General features: G+C 48.5%; 20 protein-coding genes and 2 pseudogenes. 15 read left to right on the top strand and 7 right to left on the bottom strand.

The genetic code is table 11. From position 1 onward, the window contains the following. Positions 1-262 precede the first annotated feature (262 nt). The 4 genes and pseudogenes from SQ11_RS10450 to SQ11_RS16825 form a co-directional block, all read right to left on the bottom strand. Positions 263-679 carry a hypothetical protein gene (locus SQ11_RS10450; protein WP_041514112.1) on the bottom strand — a complete coding sequence of 139 codons (417 nt, stop codon included), beginning with the start codon at positions 677-679 and terminating at the stop codon, positions 263-265. A 124-nt stretch (positions 680-803) separates the two neighbouring features. Further along, positions 804-1,805, bottom strand: a complete 1,002-nt coding sequence (locus tag SQ11_RS10445) for a tyrosine-type recombinase/integrase (protein WP_052494166.1) — start codon at positions 1,803-1,805, stop codon at positions 804-806. 390 nt (positions 1,806-2,195) lie between these two features. Beyond that, entirely contained in the window at positions 2,196-2,408 is a 213-nt protein-coding gene (locus SQ11_RS17895) for a GDCCVxC domain-containing (seleno)protein (RefSeq protein ID WP_084226811.1), read from the bottom strand. Between the two features lie 534 nt (positions 2,409-2,942). Next, positions 2,943-3,278 (bottom strand): annotated as a pseudogene (locus SQ11_RS16825) (YidH family protein); the annotation flags it as partial. 269 nt (positions 3,279-3,547) lie between these two features. Here SQ11_RS16825 and SQ11_RS16820 point away from each other — a divergent pair. The 4 genes from SQ11_RS16820 to SQ11_RS10425 all read left to right on the top strand — a co-directional run bounded on the left by SQ11_RS16820 (position 3,548) and on the right by SQ11_RS10425 (position 6,541). Further along, positions 3,548-3,922 (top strand): hypothetical protein, encoded by a 375-nt coding sequence (locus SQ11_RS16820; protein WP_232297967.1) that lies wholly within the window; start codon positions 3,548-3,550, stop codon positions 3,920-3,922. Positions 3,923-4,214: 292 nt separating this feature from the next. After that, the gene (locus SQ11_RS10435; protein WP_041514110.1) at positions 4,215-5,255 is read left to right on the top strand and encodes a DMT family transporter; all 1,041 of its coding nucleotides are present in this window, start codon (positions 4,215-4,217) and stop codon (positions 5,253-5,255) included. A 121-nt stretch (positions 5,256-5,376) separates the two neighbouring features. Continuing rightward, a complete protein-coding gene (locus tag SQ11_RS10430; protein WP_041514109.1) occupies positions 5,377-6,162 on the top strand; it encodes a HupE/UreJ family protein in 786 nt (261 codons plus the stop codon). Positions 6,163-6,190: 28 nt separating this feature from the next. Continuing rightward, positions 6,191-6,541, top strand: coding sequence for a DUF6488 family protein (locus tag SQ11_RS10425; RefSeq protein ID WP_041514108.1), 351 nt, complete (start codon positions 6,191-6,193; stop codon positions 6,539-6,541). Here the strand turns inward: SQ11_RS10425 and SQ11_RS18255 are convergent. Next, positions 6,490-6,733 (bottom strand): annotated as a pseudogene (locus SQ11_RS18255) (GDCCVxC domain-containing (seleno)protein). The gene SQ11_RS10425 and the pseudogene SQ11_RS18255 overlap by 52 nt on opposite strands. Before the next feature lie 161 nt (positions 6,734-6,894). Between SQ11_RS18255 and SQ11_RS10420 the strand changes: the two are divergent. Beyond that, positions 6,895-7,851 carry an IS5 family transposase gene (locus SQ11_RS10420; protein ID WP_041514107.1) on the top strand — a complete coding sequence of 319 codons (957 nt, stop codon included), beginning with the start codon at positions 6,895-6,897 and terminating at the stop codon, positions 7,849-7,851. A gap of 66 nt (positions 7,852-7,917) precedes the next feature. Here SQ11_RS10420 and SQ11_RS10415 read toward each other — a convergent pair whose 3' ends face one another. Continuing rightward, entirely contained in the window at positions 7,918-8,193 is a 276-nt protein-coding gene (locus SQ11_RS10415; protein WP_041514106.1) for a hypothetical protein, read from the bottom strand. 6 nt (positions 8,194-8,199) lie between these two features. Further along, complete coding sequence (locus SQ11_RS10410) at positions 8,200-8,610, bottom strand: hypothetical protein (protein ID WP_156972467.1); 411 nt, start codon at positions 8,608-8,610, stop codon at positions 8,200-8,202. Here SQ11_RS10410 and SQ11_RS10405 point away from each other — a divergent pair. The 10 genes from SQ11_RS10405 (at position 8,600) to SQ11_RS10365 (ending at position 14,542) form a co-directional block, all read left to right on the top strand. Next, positions 8,600-8,968 (top strand): DUF393 domain-containing protein, encoded by a 369-nt coding sequence (locus tag SQ11_RS10405; RefSeq protein ID WP_041514104.1) that lies wholly within the window; start codon positions 8,600-8,602, stop codon positions 8,966-8,968. The genes SQ11_RS10410 and SQ11_RS10405 overlap by 11 nt on opposite strands. A 283-nt stretch (positions 8,969-9,251) precedes the next feature. After that, entirely contained in the window at positions 9,252-9,521 is a 270-nt protein-coding gene (locus SQ11_RS10400; protein WP_198140842.1) for a hypothetical protein, read from the top strand. A gap of 156 nt (positions 9,522-9,677) precedes the next feature. Then, complete coding sequence (locus SQ11_RS10395; RefSeq protein ID WP_041514103.1) at positions 9,678-10,052, top strand: hypothetical protein; 375 nt, start codon at positions 9,678-9,680, stop codon at positions 10,050-10,052. A 187-nt stretch (positions 10,053-10,239) separates the two neighbouring features. Beyond that, positions 10,240-11,175: a GGDEF domain-containing protein gene (locus tag SQ11_RS16485; protein WP_084226809.1), complete on the top strand. Its 936-nt coding sequence runs from the start codon at positions 10,240-10,242 to the stop codon at positions 11,173-11,175. Positions 11,176-11,292: 117 nt separating this feature from the next. Further along, on the top strand, positions 11,293-11,781 hold the full coding sequence (locus SQ11_RS16815) for a hypothetical protein (protein WP_306463976.1): 489 nt from the start codon (positions 11,293-11,295) through the stop codon (positions 11,779-11,781). 179 nt (positions 11,782-11,960) lie between these two features. Continuing rightward, positions 11,961-12,335, top strand: a complete 375-nt coding sequence (locus tag SQ11_RS10380) for a hypothetical protein (protein WP_041514140.1) — start codon at positions 11,961-11,963, stop codon at positions 12,333-12,335. A 247-nt stretch (positions 12,336-12,582) separates the two neighbouring features. Then, positions 12,583-13,191, top strand: coding sequence for a hypothetical protein (locus SQ11_RS10375; protein ID WP_041514101.1), 609 nt, complete (start codon positions 12,583-12,585; stop codon positions 13,189-13,191). Positions 13,192-13,313: 122 nt separating this feature from the next. After that, positions 13,314-14,024: a carbonic anhydrase gene (locus tag SQ11_RS10370; protein ID WP_232297966.1), complete on the top strand. Its 711-nt coding sequence runs from the start codon at positions 13,314-13,316 to the stop codon at positions 14,022-14,024. 53 nt (positions 14,025-14,077) lie between these two features. Beyond that, positions 14,078-14,200, top strand: coding sequence for a hypothetical protein (locus SQ11_RS18105; RefSeq protein WP_269746042.1), 123 nt, complete (start codon positions 14,078-14,080; stop codon positions 14,198-14,200). Positions 14,201-14,209: 9 nt separating this feature from the next. Next, positions 14,210-14,542 carry a hypothetical protein gene (locus tag SQ11_RS10365; RefSeq protein ID WP_041514099.1) on the top strand — a complete coding sequence of 111 codons (333 nt, stop codon included), beginning with the start codon at positions 14,210-14,212 and terminating at the stop codon, positions 14,540-14,542. Positions 14,543-14,605 lie beyond the last annotated feature (63 nt).

The raw sequence follows: 14,605 nt of genomic DNA, 5'->3' as shown, positions 1-14,605 counted from the left end.
CATGCCCTCAGTTACCCATCCGGGCATCGAGATGGTCGGCTGTACAGGAAGCGGCATCCGCTGCAAAGCAAACGAAAGAAATGGATCCTCCCATCCCTCGAAATCTTTATACGAAATATTGTTTAGGTGAAGCCAGCTAACAGACTATGGTTTGGCGACCGTATTCCCCTCCAGGAAAGGGAGAGGGAATTTAGGGAATATCCAAAAATAATCAGGTAGCTGTATGCCTCAGTGCTGCTGGCGGATTTCTTCTGTCGAAGAATTAAGCGAGAGGAGGGCGTTGCGGTTGCTGAAGGATAAATGAGGTAAAGCGGGAGGTAAAAGAAGCGGCATAAGAAAATCCGCTGATGGGATTCAAAGCGTATGCCGCAGGAGGCAAACCGCTGCCGCTTATGTGGCAAACAACACCATCGCACGGCAGGGTATAGGCCATCATATCGCCGGCGACGCCTTCGCTGTTAACCGTTTGTTCGTGGTTGGCCAAATGATGTTGACCACAGGCGGCAGAAGGGGCTGATGGCATAGATATGTCAGCATGAATTTGGGGTTCAAGTCCCGTATACGTACCTTTGGCTTGCGCTACTTGCACGCAGAGCGGCATGATCGCAGCCAGCGCACCTTGCACGGGCAGCCCCAGCATGATCAGAACCAGTACAAATTTGCGAAGAAATGGACGCATATTAATTAGTATGCGCACTTTACCCGTACAGAACAAGAGATATAACATAAAAGCGAATGGATAATTAGCTTAAAGAGGCACGCCTTCTTCTCGTAACGCCTTGCTCCAGCATGAAGGATCGAATTTAATAACTAACCTTAAACGTCGGGCTATCCTCTGGCCGGGTCTTGCGGTGGTCATAGATTCGGGTGGTGGCAATATTCGCATGCCCCAGCCATTCCTGCACCTTGGCAATATCCGCCCCATTATCCAATGCGTTGGTTGCAGCTGTCGCTCGCATCACATGCGGTCCCATGTTTTCACCGAAAATACCCAGCTTCTTTAAATATTTCAGAACAACCTGCTCATAAACATTGCCGGGTGTGAGCGCGGTATAGGTATGCCCATGCACATTATTCTTGATTGGCCGAAAGAGTGGGGCATCCAGATCCTGCCCGTGCCCCGCAGCTTCCAGATATTCTTCTATTAAGGTCAGCGTTCCTGGATGAGTGGGCACAAAGCGCATCTTGCCACCTTTACCGTGCACCCGAAGATGGGCCACTCCCCGCCGTGTCTGGCAGTAGTCTTTCACCTTAAGTTTGGTGAGTTCTTCCCGGCGCAGGCCATGGTAGAGCAAGGTGGAGAGAATGGCTCGGTCGCGCTTGCCTTTAAGCTTACTCGCATCCGGAGCACTCAATAGTGCGCGTGCCTGGGCATCACCCAAGGCGGGCGTTTTTCCCTGAAGTGATTCCACCACCGGACGCTTGACCCCTTTGACCGGATTGTGAGTCACCGAGTTGGACTCGCATAAATGCTCGAACAAGGAAGCCAGTGCTGCCAGTTTTCTGCGAATGGTGGCACCCGCAAGCGATTTTTCCTCTAAGGTTTTGCGCCAGGCTAAAACATGAGACCGGGTGACGGTCCGAAAATCTTCCGGCCGATCGATCCCCACAAATTTCATGAAGCCACGCAAATCATTTTCATAGGCGCGTCGCGTTTGAGGATTACTAATATTAGCGAACCATTCGATCGCCGGCGGAACATCGCTCAGTTGGTGATATTGAGCGGAGGTTAAAACTGAAACTTCAAAGTCGGCAGAAATTTCGGAAATATTCGAGTTTGGGGATTTTGGGATGAGGGAATTCATGAATCTATTTTACAGTTGATAAAATAGGTTATCAACTGTAAATGTTGGATAGAATTTTTTCTGGTATCTTCGATCGCGTAATTATCGATAACATATTTTATCAATAATAGAAAGATGAGTTAATTTGTCCTTACTGTCTATTCCAGTAGTTCATTCCGTCTGAAGGACGACGAAATTATCCTCCGGTACTATCTTGCCTCAATACTCCAAAGATATTCGTGTTGGGATTACGCAGTTTATGCCTTAATGCTTGGGCGAGCTCAAGATGCGAGGCAACGGCAAGGCGTACTTTGATCGTAGAGCTATAAAGTTCCTCATTCTTCAACCCAATAATCAGTCAGCAAAATGGATTCCCTGAAGCGGATAGCAATCTTGCTCTCTGCAACCGGCTTAACCGCAACATCCGCTCGATTGCTGGATCGGCGGACACGGCACCGAGCCGAACGAACAGAACACGCAGCAGTCACCCGGCTTCGCACGCAGCAGCGCTTTGCAGTTCAGACACTCGTAATAGAATTGGCAAGCATCCGTGGGCATGGTTTCCTGCCGGGCGAAACCGCAGTGCGGGCAGGTCAGTACAGATTCGAGGATGACGGCGCTCATCGTGGCCTCACTTGTGCACGCGTGTTGTCATAAATCGCAAAATCCGGTGTGCTTTCTGGTTGTTTCTATCCTGGACATAATGAATAAAAAAACCTATTGAGACTTGGGGCCTCACAACCAGCCTTTCAGGCGCTGAAGTGACTGAGTCGGCCCTGCAATGTGATGCTTTTCATTGCACAAACGAACGTGTCCTTTTTTTCCTCAGGGGGGCTATGCCGATACTGAAGCCGTTTCTTTTCTCCCAAAAAACTTTAGACTCGGGCCATCCTGTGAGAACTTCTTTATATATATATAGATCGAGAGGCTCATGCCACGTAAAAGATGACTGTTCAAGGCGCTTAATGAGACCTTTTCTGGTCCGCATATAGATAACGAAAAGGGCCATAGAAAGTAAACAGTCCCGGTGAGTGGATGCGCTACTCAACCCCGTGCCATCTATATATAATCAGTCGTTATCATTTTAATTAATAGGATGTTACCGAGAGCAGGTTAGGAACATACGGGTGTACCCTGATTCGTCTACCGGTCTCTTGATTATGTAAACATTAAGTATACCGATAGCAAAATTCCCACTAATGCAATTGAAATAGCCAGAAAAGACACAAGCCAGGGAATATCCATTTTTGCAACAGCTTCGGGCGGTAGCGTTGATGTAAAGTGTCTATGGTTATGCAAAGCCCCCATGATTATTACCGATCCCGTCAGTACCAGCATTACTCCGAGCGCTTCTGATAGCCAGTGACTATGAATATCGCGAGTCCTATCAGCTGCAGTTAAGAGCGTTAAAAATAATCCGAATCGGGCGACAACGAATCCAAAGGCCATTACGGTAAGGCCGGTGCGCACCCATCCCAGCAAAGTACGCTCCGCAGCAAAAAAATCCGTATATCCAAATGTTAGGGGTAGGGCTTAAAAATTTTTAATTAATGATTGCCAATAATGGATATTTATCATTAGCCATGAAAACTCAGAACAGAGTCCCAAATAAGAAGTGCCCGCCAGAACATCGAACGTCAGCTAGAGGGCGTTGAACTATATCACCGCCAAGATAGGTTTTATTGGTTACGACTCGTGTTAAATTAACACCAAAATGTTTTGAAGGATTGGCAACCCTCGCTTACTCAGTATAGACTCTTAACGTGACCAAATATTTTGACAATTACATCGCGTTTCTATTACTCCTCGGAATGCTGGCGAACGCATTTAGCTGGGCGTTTAACGAAGGGATATTTGCCCATGAGCTTGATCACCGGCATCATGTTCTTTCTGGTGATCCAATGGATCATCTGGAGGCTCACCACCACGGCTCATCTAGTGGAGAGAGCGAGCTAGACGCCGCTACTCATTTATCGCTTCATGCTTTCGGGCAATATTCACCTTTTTTCTTTCACGCTCCTCTGCTCGTCCCTGCTTCCATCGCTATGGAAATGTTGAGCGTATTTGTTCCAGTCAATATCCCTGAATCCATTCCGGATTCCCCGCTTCATCCTCCTCGAAACACCTTCGCAAGCTAGATCTTCAAGTCACGCCGGATAAACCCCTGACGTAGCTTAGGCGCACAAATGTCGCCAAAGCCCTGTTACGCTTATCTACCATGCTGAGCTTGTTGCGTTTTAGTTCGCGTTAACCGGTCGCTCATCACTGTCGATTAGATCGTTAACGCCTAATACACTTACGAAGGATGTTCCATGAACTTTAGTGCATTGTTCAGGGAGCCACGATACCTGGTGTCTGAGATTCTTGACGAAGTCGGCACAAATTTACAGGTGAGAATACGCATAGCAGTTTTTTACATAGGCGATTGGCATGATCATCTCGATTAATCCGGGAATACTGAATGCATTGGCTGCGGCGCTCTTGTTTGGGATTGGCACCCCCATTGCCAAACTGTTGCTCGGGCCGATAGATCCGTGGCTGTTAGCTGGGTTGTTATACCTGGGCTCGGGCCTTGGCCTGATGCTTTGGCGGTTACTGAGAAAGGGTAATCCGGTACATTTTGGTAAAAGCGAGACTAGGTGGCTGGCGTGGGCGATCCTAGCGGGAGGCGTAATTGCGCCGGTGTTGTTGATGTGGGGACTGTCACGTATGTCAGCGTCCAGCGTGGCGCTGCTATTGAATGCGGAAGGTGTATTAACCGCACTCCTTGCATGGTTCGTGTTCCGCGAAAACTTTGACCGGCGGATTGCCATTGGCATGGCCATGATCGTAGTCGGCACGGTCGTGCTAACGTGGTCACGAGATGCCAATTTCGATTCTGCGCTTCCTGTACTTGCGGTTTTAGGAGCTTGTCTCGGATGGGCCATTGACAACAATCTGACTCGTAAGGTTGCGCTGGTCGAAGCCACGTTCATTGCCATGGTTAAAGGACTTGCCGCCGGCACCGCAAATGTTGTGATTGCCTGGCTGCTTGGCGCGACGCTGCCCCAAGCTTCCGTTTTGATGGCTGCCGGTACTGTCGGCTTCTTATGCTATGGCTTGAGTCTGGTGTTGTTTGTGGTGGCGCTGCGCCACCTTGGCACAGCGCGAACGGGTGCTTATTTCTCGACGGCGCCCTTCATCGGTGCGTTGTTATCAATCCCCCTACTCGGTGAATCGCTATCGATTCAATTTATGGTTGCAGCGGTATTTATGGCAGTTGGTGTATGGCTGCATCTCACAGAGCAGCATCACCATTTTCATACCCACAAGATCGTGGAACACGACCACGAGCATATGCATGATGACCATCATCCGCATACGCATTCCGAAGCGGTAACCGGAGCTCACACCCATCGGCATCGCCATGGCCCCCTACGGCACTCGCATTCACATTATCCGGACGCACACCATCGGCATGATCATGAATAAACATCACGTCTTTCTATCTCAGCAGTATCTAAAGGGGGCCATGCCGGCCTATCTTCAGAGCACCAGAATATGCATTTATCGCCTGTCCTGGTTCGAATCAAAATTCTATAGAAGATAAAAAATGTCCCGTTTTAACTTACGTCACTTAGCTATTGCTCTATTCCTGCTGATTCCTCTGGCCGCATGGTCCCATGGGATTTCGGACGAAGATAAGCAGCGCTTGCTTGATGGCGGGTATCTTCAATACATCGGGCTGGGCGCAACGCACATGCTCACCGGCTACGATCACCTGTTGTTTTTATTGGGGGTAGTTTTTTTTCTTACCACTTTTAAAGATATTGTCAGGTTTGTGACCGTGTTCACGCTAGGACATTGTATTACGCTGATCTTCGCCACATTCTTCGGCATCACCTGGAACTATTACTTGATTGATGGGGTAATTGCGCTCAGCGTAATCTATAAAGGCTTTGATAATAACGGCGGTTTCCAGAAGTATTTTGATTCGAACTCCCCTAATCTGCTCTGGGCGGTGTTCCTGTTTGGCCTGCTCCACGGTTTCGGCCTTTCCACGCGCTTGCAACAGTTGCCGCTGGGGGATGACACCACTCACATACTTCTACGGATATTGAGCTTCAATCTAGGCGTTGAAATCGGACAGATTGCTGCTCTGATGGTCATGGTTACCATGCTCTCGCTGTGGCGGCATCGACCCTCGTTCAAGCGCTTCAGCTTCGCGTCGAACCAGGCGCTGATTTATGCTGGAGTACTCCTATTGCTCATGCAATTGCACAGTTACCATCATGATAGCGATCCTGATGGTTTCCGGTTCCCTGCCCAGGAGCACAAACACGCCCACGAGGACATGGATATTTTAAATAGCGTCGATACAGGGCGCGATAATCTTTAACGTAGTCACACAAAGGAGAAAATGCAAAATGAAAAAGATTCTAATGGTAACGATTATTACGGCGGCCAGTTTAAGTGCAACCATGGTGCTGGCAGATGAAAGGAGCGGTTGTCACTTCCATGGAAATACGGCCGCCACATCTGAAACAGTGGCGAGTTGCGCTCATCAGCGCAAGGGAATACTTATAAAAAATGGCAAAATAGCCAAATCCTGGCTGTCGGTTCCCCAAGATAATATCGAGCAGGTAGATGGAAAAAAGGGCAAGGAATGGGTGGTGACATTCAAGGATCCGAACGCAAAGGATAAAACAAAGGAGACGCTTCATGTCTACTTTACCGCGACAGGCAATTTCATCGCAGCGAACTTTACGGGCAAGTAGATTCGAACTATTAATAACTCCGGTATTGCCGGGAATTTATTTGGGTGGCTCACAGTGCTGAAAGAACAAAAAGCGCAGCAGTCACCCAGATTGGGGCGCAGTAGCTCTTACATTGCTGCACTCGAAGAAGAACTGGCAGGCGTCTGTGGGCATGTTTTCCTGTTTTACGCCTCTGCTATTTAGGCACGTCATGATAGGCTCAAGAACAAGGCATTCATTGTGGCATTACATAGTTGTGAATGTTAATGCGCTTTAGGGGATTTTGGTGGAACCGAATTAGTACCTAGGGAAACCCTGAACAAGTCTGCGGTCTTGTAAAATAGTGGGGATTCCAATTATGGATAGTGAGCCCTATGAAACAACTCAGTTTTGCTGAAGTTGAATTTAGCAAGAAACCCAAGCAGACACGGCGGGAAAGATTTCTGCTGGAAATGGAAGCAGTTGTGCCCTGGGCACGGCTGGAAGCCGTGATTAAACCGCATTACCCCAAGACTGGGAACGGACGTTCACCTTACAAGCTATCCGTCATGCTTCGCATTCACTGCATGCAGCAATGGTTTGGCTACGGTGATGCGGCCATGGAAGAAGCTTTGCATGAAGTACCGCTATTGCGGCGTTTTGCTGGACTGGATATCGGCAGCGACACGATACCGGACGAGAGCACCATTCTCGGGTTGCGTCACCTGCTGGAGCGGCATGGACTCTCGGGGCTGTTATTTGCTGAAGTGAATGCCCTGCTAATGGAGAAAGGACTGCTGCTGCGTGAAGGCACAACCGTGGATGCCACGCTGATTGCCGCACCGTCCTCAACCAAGAACCGGGGAGGCAAACGCGACCCCGAGATGACACAGACCCGGAAGGGCAATCAATGGTACTTTGGCATGAAGGCTCACATTGGCGTGGACGATCAGAGCGGATTGGTGCACACGTTCATCGGTACCACTGCCAAGACCTCCGACATGTCGCAATTCACCGAACTGCTGCATGGTGAAGAAGTACGTATCAGTGCCGACCGTGGTTACGACTATCCGCATGTACATGAGCTCCTGCAGCAACATGGGCTCGAAGACTGGGTTGCCAGGAAAAGCAAACCTGGCAAAGGTCTGGATATCCGGACACAAGGGCTTAACCGAGCGATTGCCAGAATGCGTGCCATTGGCGAACACCCGTTCCGGATATTGAAACGGCAGTTTGGCTTTACCAAGGCGCGTTACCGTGGTTTGGCCAAGAACACCGCGCAGATGTTTACCCTGTTTGCGCTGGGTAATCTCTATCAGGTCAGGCGGCTATTATGGGCATCAGGGGCATAATCCGCCCGGAAAACGAAGAATCACCGGTGATCCCAGGAAAAAACTCGCTCTTCAGAGCGTTTCTTATTATAAGAAATGCCTGTAACGACTATTTGATGAATTCAAGGAGTTGAATATCGACTTATTCAGAGCTTCCCTAGGTAGTTTTTCCTTTATTTGGGCTAACAATGCTTCCGAGTAATCCGCAATATCGCTACTAAAACGCCTACTTTCATGCATGAGACTCTCAAACACCGTTTTTAATTTGTTATTTTCCTCAACTAAATTTTGTAATTCATTTTGAGCGTCCTTAAGTTCTGCTTTTAGCTTTGCCTGACGTTTATTTTCCGTCTCATATTTCATAAAGGTTTATTTACTTAAAGACAGAATAAGCTGTGAAAGGGCAATCGAAACAAAGGCCCTCACTAGCTCTTTAATCTCGTCAGGAACTGCTTGTCTTTCCATAATCGAAGAATCTTTATTCTTGACGGATTTAATAAAAGATTGCTCAAGCTTAAATATTTCAAAAGCATCGACCCCTTTTTCGGTTAGATTCTTTCTGAATCGAATCAATCTTTCACTGGGATATCCAACCGATTTAAGCCCTTTTTCTAGAACGGTTGTCCAAAATTCGGTGGGTACATCTTTAGTTACCGAGGCATCGGCAGAATTAAGACTCTCGTTATAGGAAACATTATGCTGTAACCCTGAGCAGGTAATGAGATACTTATCAGGATATTTTGAAACGAATGAATCGAAGAGTGGGAACATGTCCAGCAAGGTCTACTACAACAGCGCCTGCCCTGTTTGCAATGCGGGAATCAAGGATCAGCGACAGCGCATGGAGGCATGTGGTGTTAAGGACATTGAGTGGGTCGATGTGCACGCACATCCAGAGGCCGTATCGGAGGTTGGGGCTTCGTTGGAGCAGGTACGGGAGCGTTTGTACGTCAAAGACGCGGATGGCCAGCTCAATATAGGAGCGGATGCATTTACGAGACTTTGGTCTCAAACGCCCGGTCAGCGCTGGTTCGCCAAACTCTTGCGGCTACCCGTACTCAAGCAGTTTATGCGCTTGGTGTATAATATTTTTGCTCGGGTGCTTTACCAGTGGAACCGTGCCAAAAGACACTGGTAACGTCTCCCCTGATCAGGCGGTGACAAGTTTTACCCCTGATTTTGCCGCGTTAAATGCCTCCTATCCTTGCTGCGGATGAAGCTTGTGTTTTGCTGGACTCAATCGACATTAGCACACTTGTCGGCTTACGCGATCGCGGGCTGATGGGTTTGATGGCTTATACTTTTGCCCGGGGCAGAGGAAGCACCCGAGAAATAGGGCAGCATTACCCTTCTGTTCCGTGACTGAATGAAGACAAAAGCATGAGAAACTGGCAGTTCACCTCGTTTAGGAACTGGCCATAATGGTATTGCAAGTATTCATCATCGTGACGGGATTGATCGGCCAACTCCTAATCACCCGAAAAGACGCCAGGGGCTATTTGGCGTGGATCGCCGGCAACCTCGCGCTCATAATCGTTTATCATCAAACACAGCAGTTTTGGCTGATTGCATGGCAAATCGCAAACATAACCCTCCAAGTGACGGCCCTAGTTGTGTGGTTGAAGGAAGCCAAGCCCCAGGCATCGCAACGCGCAATGGCTCAGGATGGAAATATAGCCGCTCTGCAATAAATCGTCGAACAGAGATGTCAAACTGCTCAGCGATGGTCGCGAAGGGCGCATTTGCCCAATTAGACCGGTGCTTATTCTGGGGTAGGGTCGAATTAAGGCTACTTCTTTTAAAAAAAAGTTAACAATAATGAAAAGTAGGAATACAATCTAAACGCCATGAATAAGCGTCTCATCCGGCCTGTCATATTTGCCTTATTCGTCACTATACTGACGACCGGATTCGGCTGGGCGTTTAATGGCGAAGTATTTGCGCATGAGTTGGATCGCAAGCACCATGCGCTCTCTATAGATCCGGTTGCGCTTCAACAAGCCCATGAACTTGAGGCTTTTCGCGATAGCAAGCATGTGGATGCCGCCATTGATTTATGCCTTCAGGCGGCGGGACAATACCAGCCCTTCTTTTTTACAGTTCCCCCGCTCGTCCCCGCTTCCAGAGCGATGGAAGCGTTGACACGGTTCGTCGCTGTCCCCGTTCCCGAATCCATTCCCGACTCGCCGCTTCATCCCCCCCGAAACAACTACGCAAGTTAGATCTCTCCAAAACTACGCTTACTGCAACCTCAGGTTGCTGTATGTGTACTCTCGACTCGCTTGATATAAGCCAGCTGTGCAAGTTGCTTCTTCTATCAGTGCCTTAGCTAGTGCGAGCAATAGGGCTCAATTATTGGCACTCGCTCGCCTATCAAGAAAGAAGTCCCCACTTATTTTTAGATAGCAAATGAAAATGCATTCAAATGATTCCTCATCTCCCCCCGGAGTTAAGAAGCAACTCCTGTTGGAAAAGGCCTTGAAACAGAGCCAGGACGTTAAGGATAAAATAAAAAAATGTGCAAGCGAGCTTTCTGCTGTCACCGAAATGGTAAAGAAGGAAGTGGCAACCGGTAGTACCTTACAACGGTTGGAAACCGCTCTGGCACATAGCGAAAAGATAGAATATAAAGTTGGGAAATGTGCGAGCGAACTTCATGAAATCAATGAAGTGCTGGCACGAGAAATCGATGACCGCTACAAACTCCACCACGAATTGGAAGAAACGCCGCAAAAACTGGACCCCAAAGGAAATGCATTGTCCGATGCCCAGGATATAGCGGTGATCGCCAACGAAATAGTGCATGAAGCTACGCAACGTACCTTACATGATTTTGCAACTGGGATTCCAAACCAACACTTCTTCAACGATCGTCTTGAACAGACAATTGCTTTGGCTAAGCGGAACGACTGGATTTTTGCTGTCGTATTTTTTTCCGTAGATCGTTTTAAGGAGATTAACGATACGCATGGCCATGGTGTAGGTGACAAGATATTACGGATCGTGGCGCAACGATTGCGTGAACAGATCCGTACTGAGGATATCGTGTGCCGTTATGGCGATAATGAATTCCTGTGTTTATTAGTGAATCCGCAGAGCAAAGAGAACATTCAATATATCGTGGAAAATATATTAGATCTGTTTTCGCCCTTATTTATTATTGAAGATTTCACGCTCACCATTGAGCCTAATATCGGCATTGCCGTGTATCCGGGTGATGGAAGTATGGGCCATGAACTTGTGGCGAATGCTGATGTTGCTATGTATCAGGCAAAAAAAAACAGATCCCGTTATCTTTTCTTCGATGATGTTGAAGATCACTCCGCCGATTGGGACACTGCTTAATAAAGAAACTTAGGGCCCGAAAGATTGAACTGGTAACTTGTTCTTAGTCGATCAGAAATTATAGAGGCTGCGCTATGTAATAAAGCAGCGCCTGCATTGAAAAGGAGGTGCCGAGTTATGAGCCAATATGTATTACCTAGATTTGTACACAGCAAAAAGTACAAAGTCATCGCTGGTGTAAAAATGAAGTCTTTTACGAAACAGATAAACTTTATAAGTCTCGTCATAATATTGCTCGCCCCACTTTTTAGTGGCTCAGTCTGGGCGGGAGGAGGGCATGGATGGGGACACGGTGGAGGAGGACACTTCGGTGGCTGGCATGGAGGAGGCCACTTTGGTTACGATCTAGCCTTGGGCTTAGGTTTAGGTTATGGTCTAGGTTACTACGGTTATGGTATGCCTTATCCCTATCCATATTACCCCTATCAACCCGTGGTTGCAGCGCCTTCGCCCCCACCAGTGTACACACAACAAAATATACCAACAACTTCCGAGCCACAAACCAACTATTGGCACTATTGTCGAAATCCAGATGGCTACTATCCGTATGTCAGGGAATGCCCGGGCGGCTGGGAAAAAATACCCCCGCAACCCGTGGCACAATAAAGACAAGTTGGAACCATCATATAGAGGAAGAACGAGAACAAAAGGTAATGTTTCCCAAGCACACAATGGATATAGATTCGATCGAGCGCAAACAGGCATTGCCGTCCCCATTTGCTGAGCTCACATATTTCTTCAAAACAGTTAACAACAATAAACTAGGGGTATATAATCTAATATTCATGAATAAACGTTTTGTCCAACCTATCATATTTGCCTTATTCGTCACTATGCTGACGACCGGATTCGGCTGGGCATTTAATGGCGAGGTATTTGCGCATGAGCTGGATCGCAAGCACCATGCGCTCTCTATAGATCCGGTTGCGCTTCAAGAGGCCCATGAACTTGAGGCTTTTAGCGATGGCGCGCATGTGGACGCCGCCATTGATTTATGCCTTCAGGCGGCCGGCCAATACCAGCCCTTCTTTTTTACAGTTCCTCCACTCGTACCCGCTTCCATCGGCATGGAAGCGTTGACACTATTCGTCTCTGTCATCGTTCCCGAGTCCATCCCGGACTCCCCGCTTCACCCCCCCAAAACCAGCTTCGCAATCTAGATCTTCAAAGTTACGCTCGTTGCCAACCTCCTAAGGTTGCCTTGGGCAAACTAAAGTCGCGCCAGGTTAACTTGGCAAGCCCACTGCGCAGTTTTCTTCATTTCAGTGATGTAACTGATAGAGGAGCGCAGGCGAAATGGATGTATTCGTGGCGCTTTTTCCCTTTTTGGAGCGACAGTAGTACAGGAAGGTCTAGTCATGCCGACTATATTCTATAGCCGCTTTGAACTGATAAGAAGAAGACACTATGAGATTTCTTTTATTGGATATTAAAACTAAATTGGTTCAATCATTGGCGCTAGTTAGCGCATTAATGATCGGTATTGCAGGGGCTGGTCATGCTCAGGAGACCTCGCAAGGACAGGGTGCCTCCACGCAAAGGCCAGAAGCGCGCAATGAAGAAAATAAAGAAGCTCTAACTGTTCGGAAAGAGCCGGAAAAGAAAAAAACTCCTAATCCAGGTTCGGGCGGTGATCCGAATGTGAAGTGGTCGAACCCGAGTCCGGGAATTTATCGGCCGAATCAAGGATCAGGCACTGACTCAAATATGGGGGCCATATACCGATCGGATCTAGGCCGGGGCACTGTACGACCAAAGGGTTCAGGCGCTGATCGCGCTGGCAAGACGGTAAATCAGCCAAACAAAGTATGGGGTGCCGCTCCGTCGAAGCCGAGTTCGGACGCCGATCCGGATGCAAGATCGGCAATTCGTTCGGATCAGGGTTCGGGCGCTGATCGCGCTAGCAAGCCGATAGGCCGCCCGAACACAGGCCGCGCTGCTGGCTCAAAACAAGGCTCGGGCACTGATCGAGCTAGTAAGATGGGTGGATCAGGCCATCATGGCGGAGGGCATTAACTGTAATGAGAAATTACTTTTTATTCCGATGTGAAGTGTACTGAATAACAGGAGCTTTTATGTGCCACGTATGTGACAAAAAGAATGAACACCTTCAGCATGATTCACGGAAACGTTCATTCATGAAATTGGTAGCGGCATCTGCGTTGGGTTTGGGTATTAGTGGTGCAGGTGTCGCCAGAGCGGAAGAAACTAAGGCGCCTTTGACGCCATCCACCAAAGTCCCGCCACAACCTGAAAACGTGCTTACGCCTGATCAGGCTTTGGAAAGATTGATGGAAGGCAACAAGCGTCATGGTAGCGGTCAATCGATTGCAGCATTGGATATACATACTTCCCAGGACGCTCTGGTTAAAGGGCAAAACCCCTACGCTGCCATTTTGGGTTGCGCCGATTCCAGAGTCGGTCCTGAACAGTGTTTTGATGAGGCTCACGGGGATCTGTTTGTGGCTCGGGTCGCCGGCAACTATATAACTGTCGATTTTCTGGCTACGCTTGAGTATGCGGTTGCCGTATTGCATACCCCGCTGATCATGGTGCTTGGCCATGAAAGTTGTGGCGCTGTGGGGGCCGCTATTGATGCCATTGATAACAATAAACAGTTTCCGGGGCACATCCAAGCAATGGCGACGGCACTAGCGCCCGCAGTCAGGGCGGCGAGAACTATGCCGGGCATGCTTTATGACAATACGGTCAAGATGAATGTCATCCTCACTGTTACCGAGCTTAAGAATAGCACACCCATCTTGAGTCGATCAGTGAGGGAGAAAAAAATTCGGATAGTCGGCGGAGTATATCGCCTGGGCACAGGCATGGTTGAATTGGTTTCTTAGAATCAATTAGCATAATTCTATAACTGCTATTCTCAACTGAGTAAGGAGATAACATGAAATATCTTTTAATATTTAAGAACAAAACGGCTCAAACACTGGCGCTAGCTAGCGCGCTGATTGCCGGTTTACCCGGCTTAATTAGCCTGCTTTTTAAACTGATATCCTCAACTGAGTAAGGAGACAACATGAAATACCCTTTCACATTTAAAAACAAAACGGCTCGATCATGGGTACTGGCTAGCACCCTGATAATCGGCTTACCCGGTTCAGCGTACGCCCATGACGACCCGCCCGATCAGGACGCTGCCGTACAGCGGCCGGCACCCCCAGATAGAGCCAATGGCAATCGGGACGGATCAACCGGAAGGGAACGTGATACAAACGCGGATCCCCAAGGCAGAACGATAGATCGAGTGAACCAAAACCTGGCCCCTGCTCGCGATGGCAGGCCCCCCCTGGATCGCCCTAACCAGGATGGAGGGGGTGATCGGTCGGACGGCCATGGCGGGGGGCACTGATCAGTTGAGGCGATAATAAGAACGCTGCCCTAGAAAGGCGGCCACAGATTTTGTGGCCCTTTC

Source organism: Nitrosospira sp. NpAV (genome assembly GCF_000832065.1).
Lineage (GTDB): Bacteria > Pseudomonadota > Gammaproteobacteria > Burkholderiales > Nitrosomonadaceae > Nitrosospira.
Note: the sequence above shows the minus strand (reverse complement) of the source record. Positions and strands in the feature narration are given on the sequence as shown.

Excerpts from the sequence above, each read along its gene's own strand:
- SQ11_RS10450 (WP_041514112.1), bottom strand. The coding sequence starts at position 679 with ATGCGTCCATTTCTTCGCAAATTTGTACTGGTTCTGATCATGCTGGGG.
- SQ11_RS10445 (WP_052494166.1), bottom strand. The coding sequence starts at position 1,805 with ATGAATTCCCTCATCCCAAAATCCCCAAACTCGAATATTTCCGAAATT.
- SQ11_RS17895 (WP_084226811.1), bottom strand. The coding sequence starts at position 2,408 with ATGAGCGCCGTCATCCTCGAATCTGTACTGACCTGCCCGCACTGCGGT.
- SQ11_RS10435 (WP_041514110.1), top strand. The coding sequence starts at position 4,215 with ATGATCATCTCGATTAATCCGGGAATACTGAATGCATTGGCTGCGGCG.
- SQ11_RS10430 (WP_041514109.1), top strand. The coding sequence starts at position 5,377 with ATGTCCCGTTTTAACTTACGTCACTTAGCTATTGCTCTATTCCTGCTG.
- SQ11_RS10425 (WP_041514108.1), top strand. The coding sequence starts at position 6,191 with ATGAAAAAGATTCTAATGGTAACGATTATTACGGCGGCCAGTTTAAGT.
- SQ11_RS10420 (WP_041514107.1), top strand. The coding sequence starts at position 6,895 with ATGAAACAACTCAGTTTTGCTGAAGTTGAATTTAGCAAGAAACCCAAG.
- SQ11_RS10415 (WP_041514106.1), bottom strand. The coding sequence starts at position 8,193 with ATGAAATATGAGACGGAAAATAAACGTCAGGCAAAGCTAAAAGCAGAA.
- SQ11_RS10405 (WP_041514104.1), top strand. The coding sequence starts at position 8,600 with ATGTCCAGCAAGGTCTACTACAACAGCGCCTGCCCTGTTTGCAATGCG.
- SQ11_RS10400 (WP_198140842.1), top strand. The coding sequence starts at position 9,252 with ATGGTATTGCAAGTATTCATCATCGTGACGGGATTGATCGGCCAACTC.
- SQ11_RS10395 (WP_041514103.1), top strand. The coding sequence starts at position 9,678 with ATGAATAAGCGTCTCATCCGGCCTGTCATATTTGCCTTATTCGTCACT.
- SQ11_RS16485 (WP_084226809.1), top strand. The coding sequence starts at position 10,240 with ATGAAAATGCATTCAAATGATTCCTCATCTCCCCCCGGAGTTAAGAAG.
- SQ11_RS16815 (WP_306463976.1), top strand. The coding sequence starts at position 11,293 with ATGAGCCAATATGTATTACCTAGATTTGTACACAGCAAAAAGTACAAA.
- SQ11_RS10380 (WP_041514140.1), top strand. The coding sequence starts at position 11,961 with ATGAATAAACGTTTTGTCCAACCTATCATATTTGCCTTATTCGTCACT.
- SQ11_RS10375 (WP_041514101.1), top strand. The coding sequence starts at position 12,583 with ATGAGATTTCTTTTATTGGATATTAAAACTAAATTGGTTCAATCATTG.
- SQ11_RS10370 (WP_232297966.1), top strand. The coding sequence starts at position 13,314 with ATGAAATTGGTAGCGGCATCTGCGTTGGGTTTGGGTATTAGTGGTGCA.
- SQ11_RS18105 (WP_269746042.1), top strand. The coding sequence starts at position 14,078 with ATGAAATATCTTTTAATATTTAAGAACAAAACGGCTCAAACACTGGCG.
- SQ11_RS10365 (WP_041514099.1), top strand. The coding sequence starts at position 14,210 with ATGAAATACCCTTTCACATTTAAAAACAAAACGGCTCGATCATGGGTA.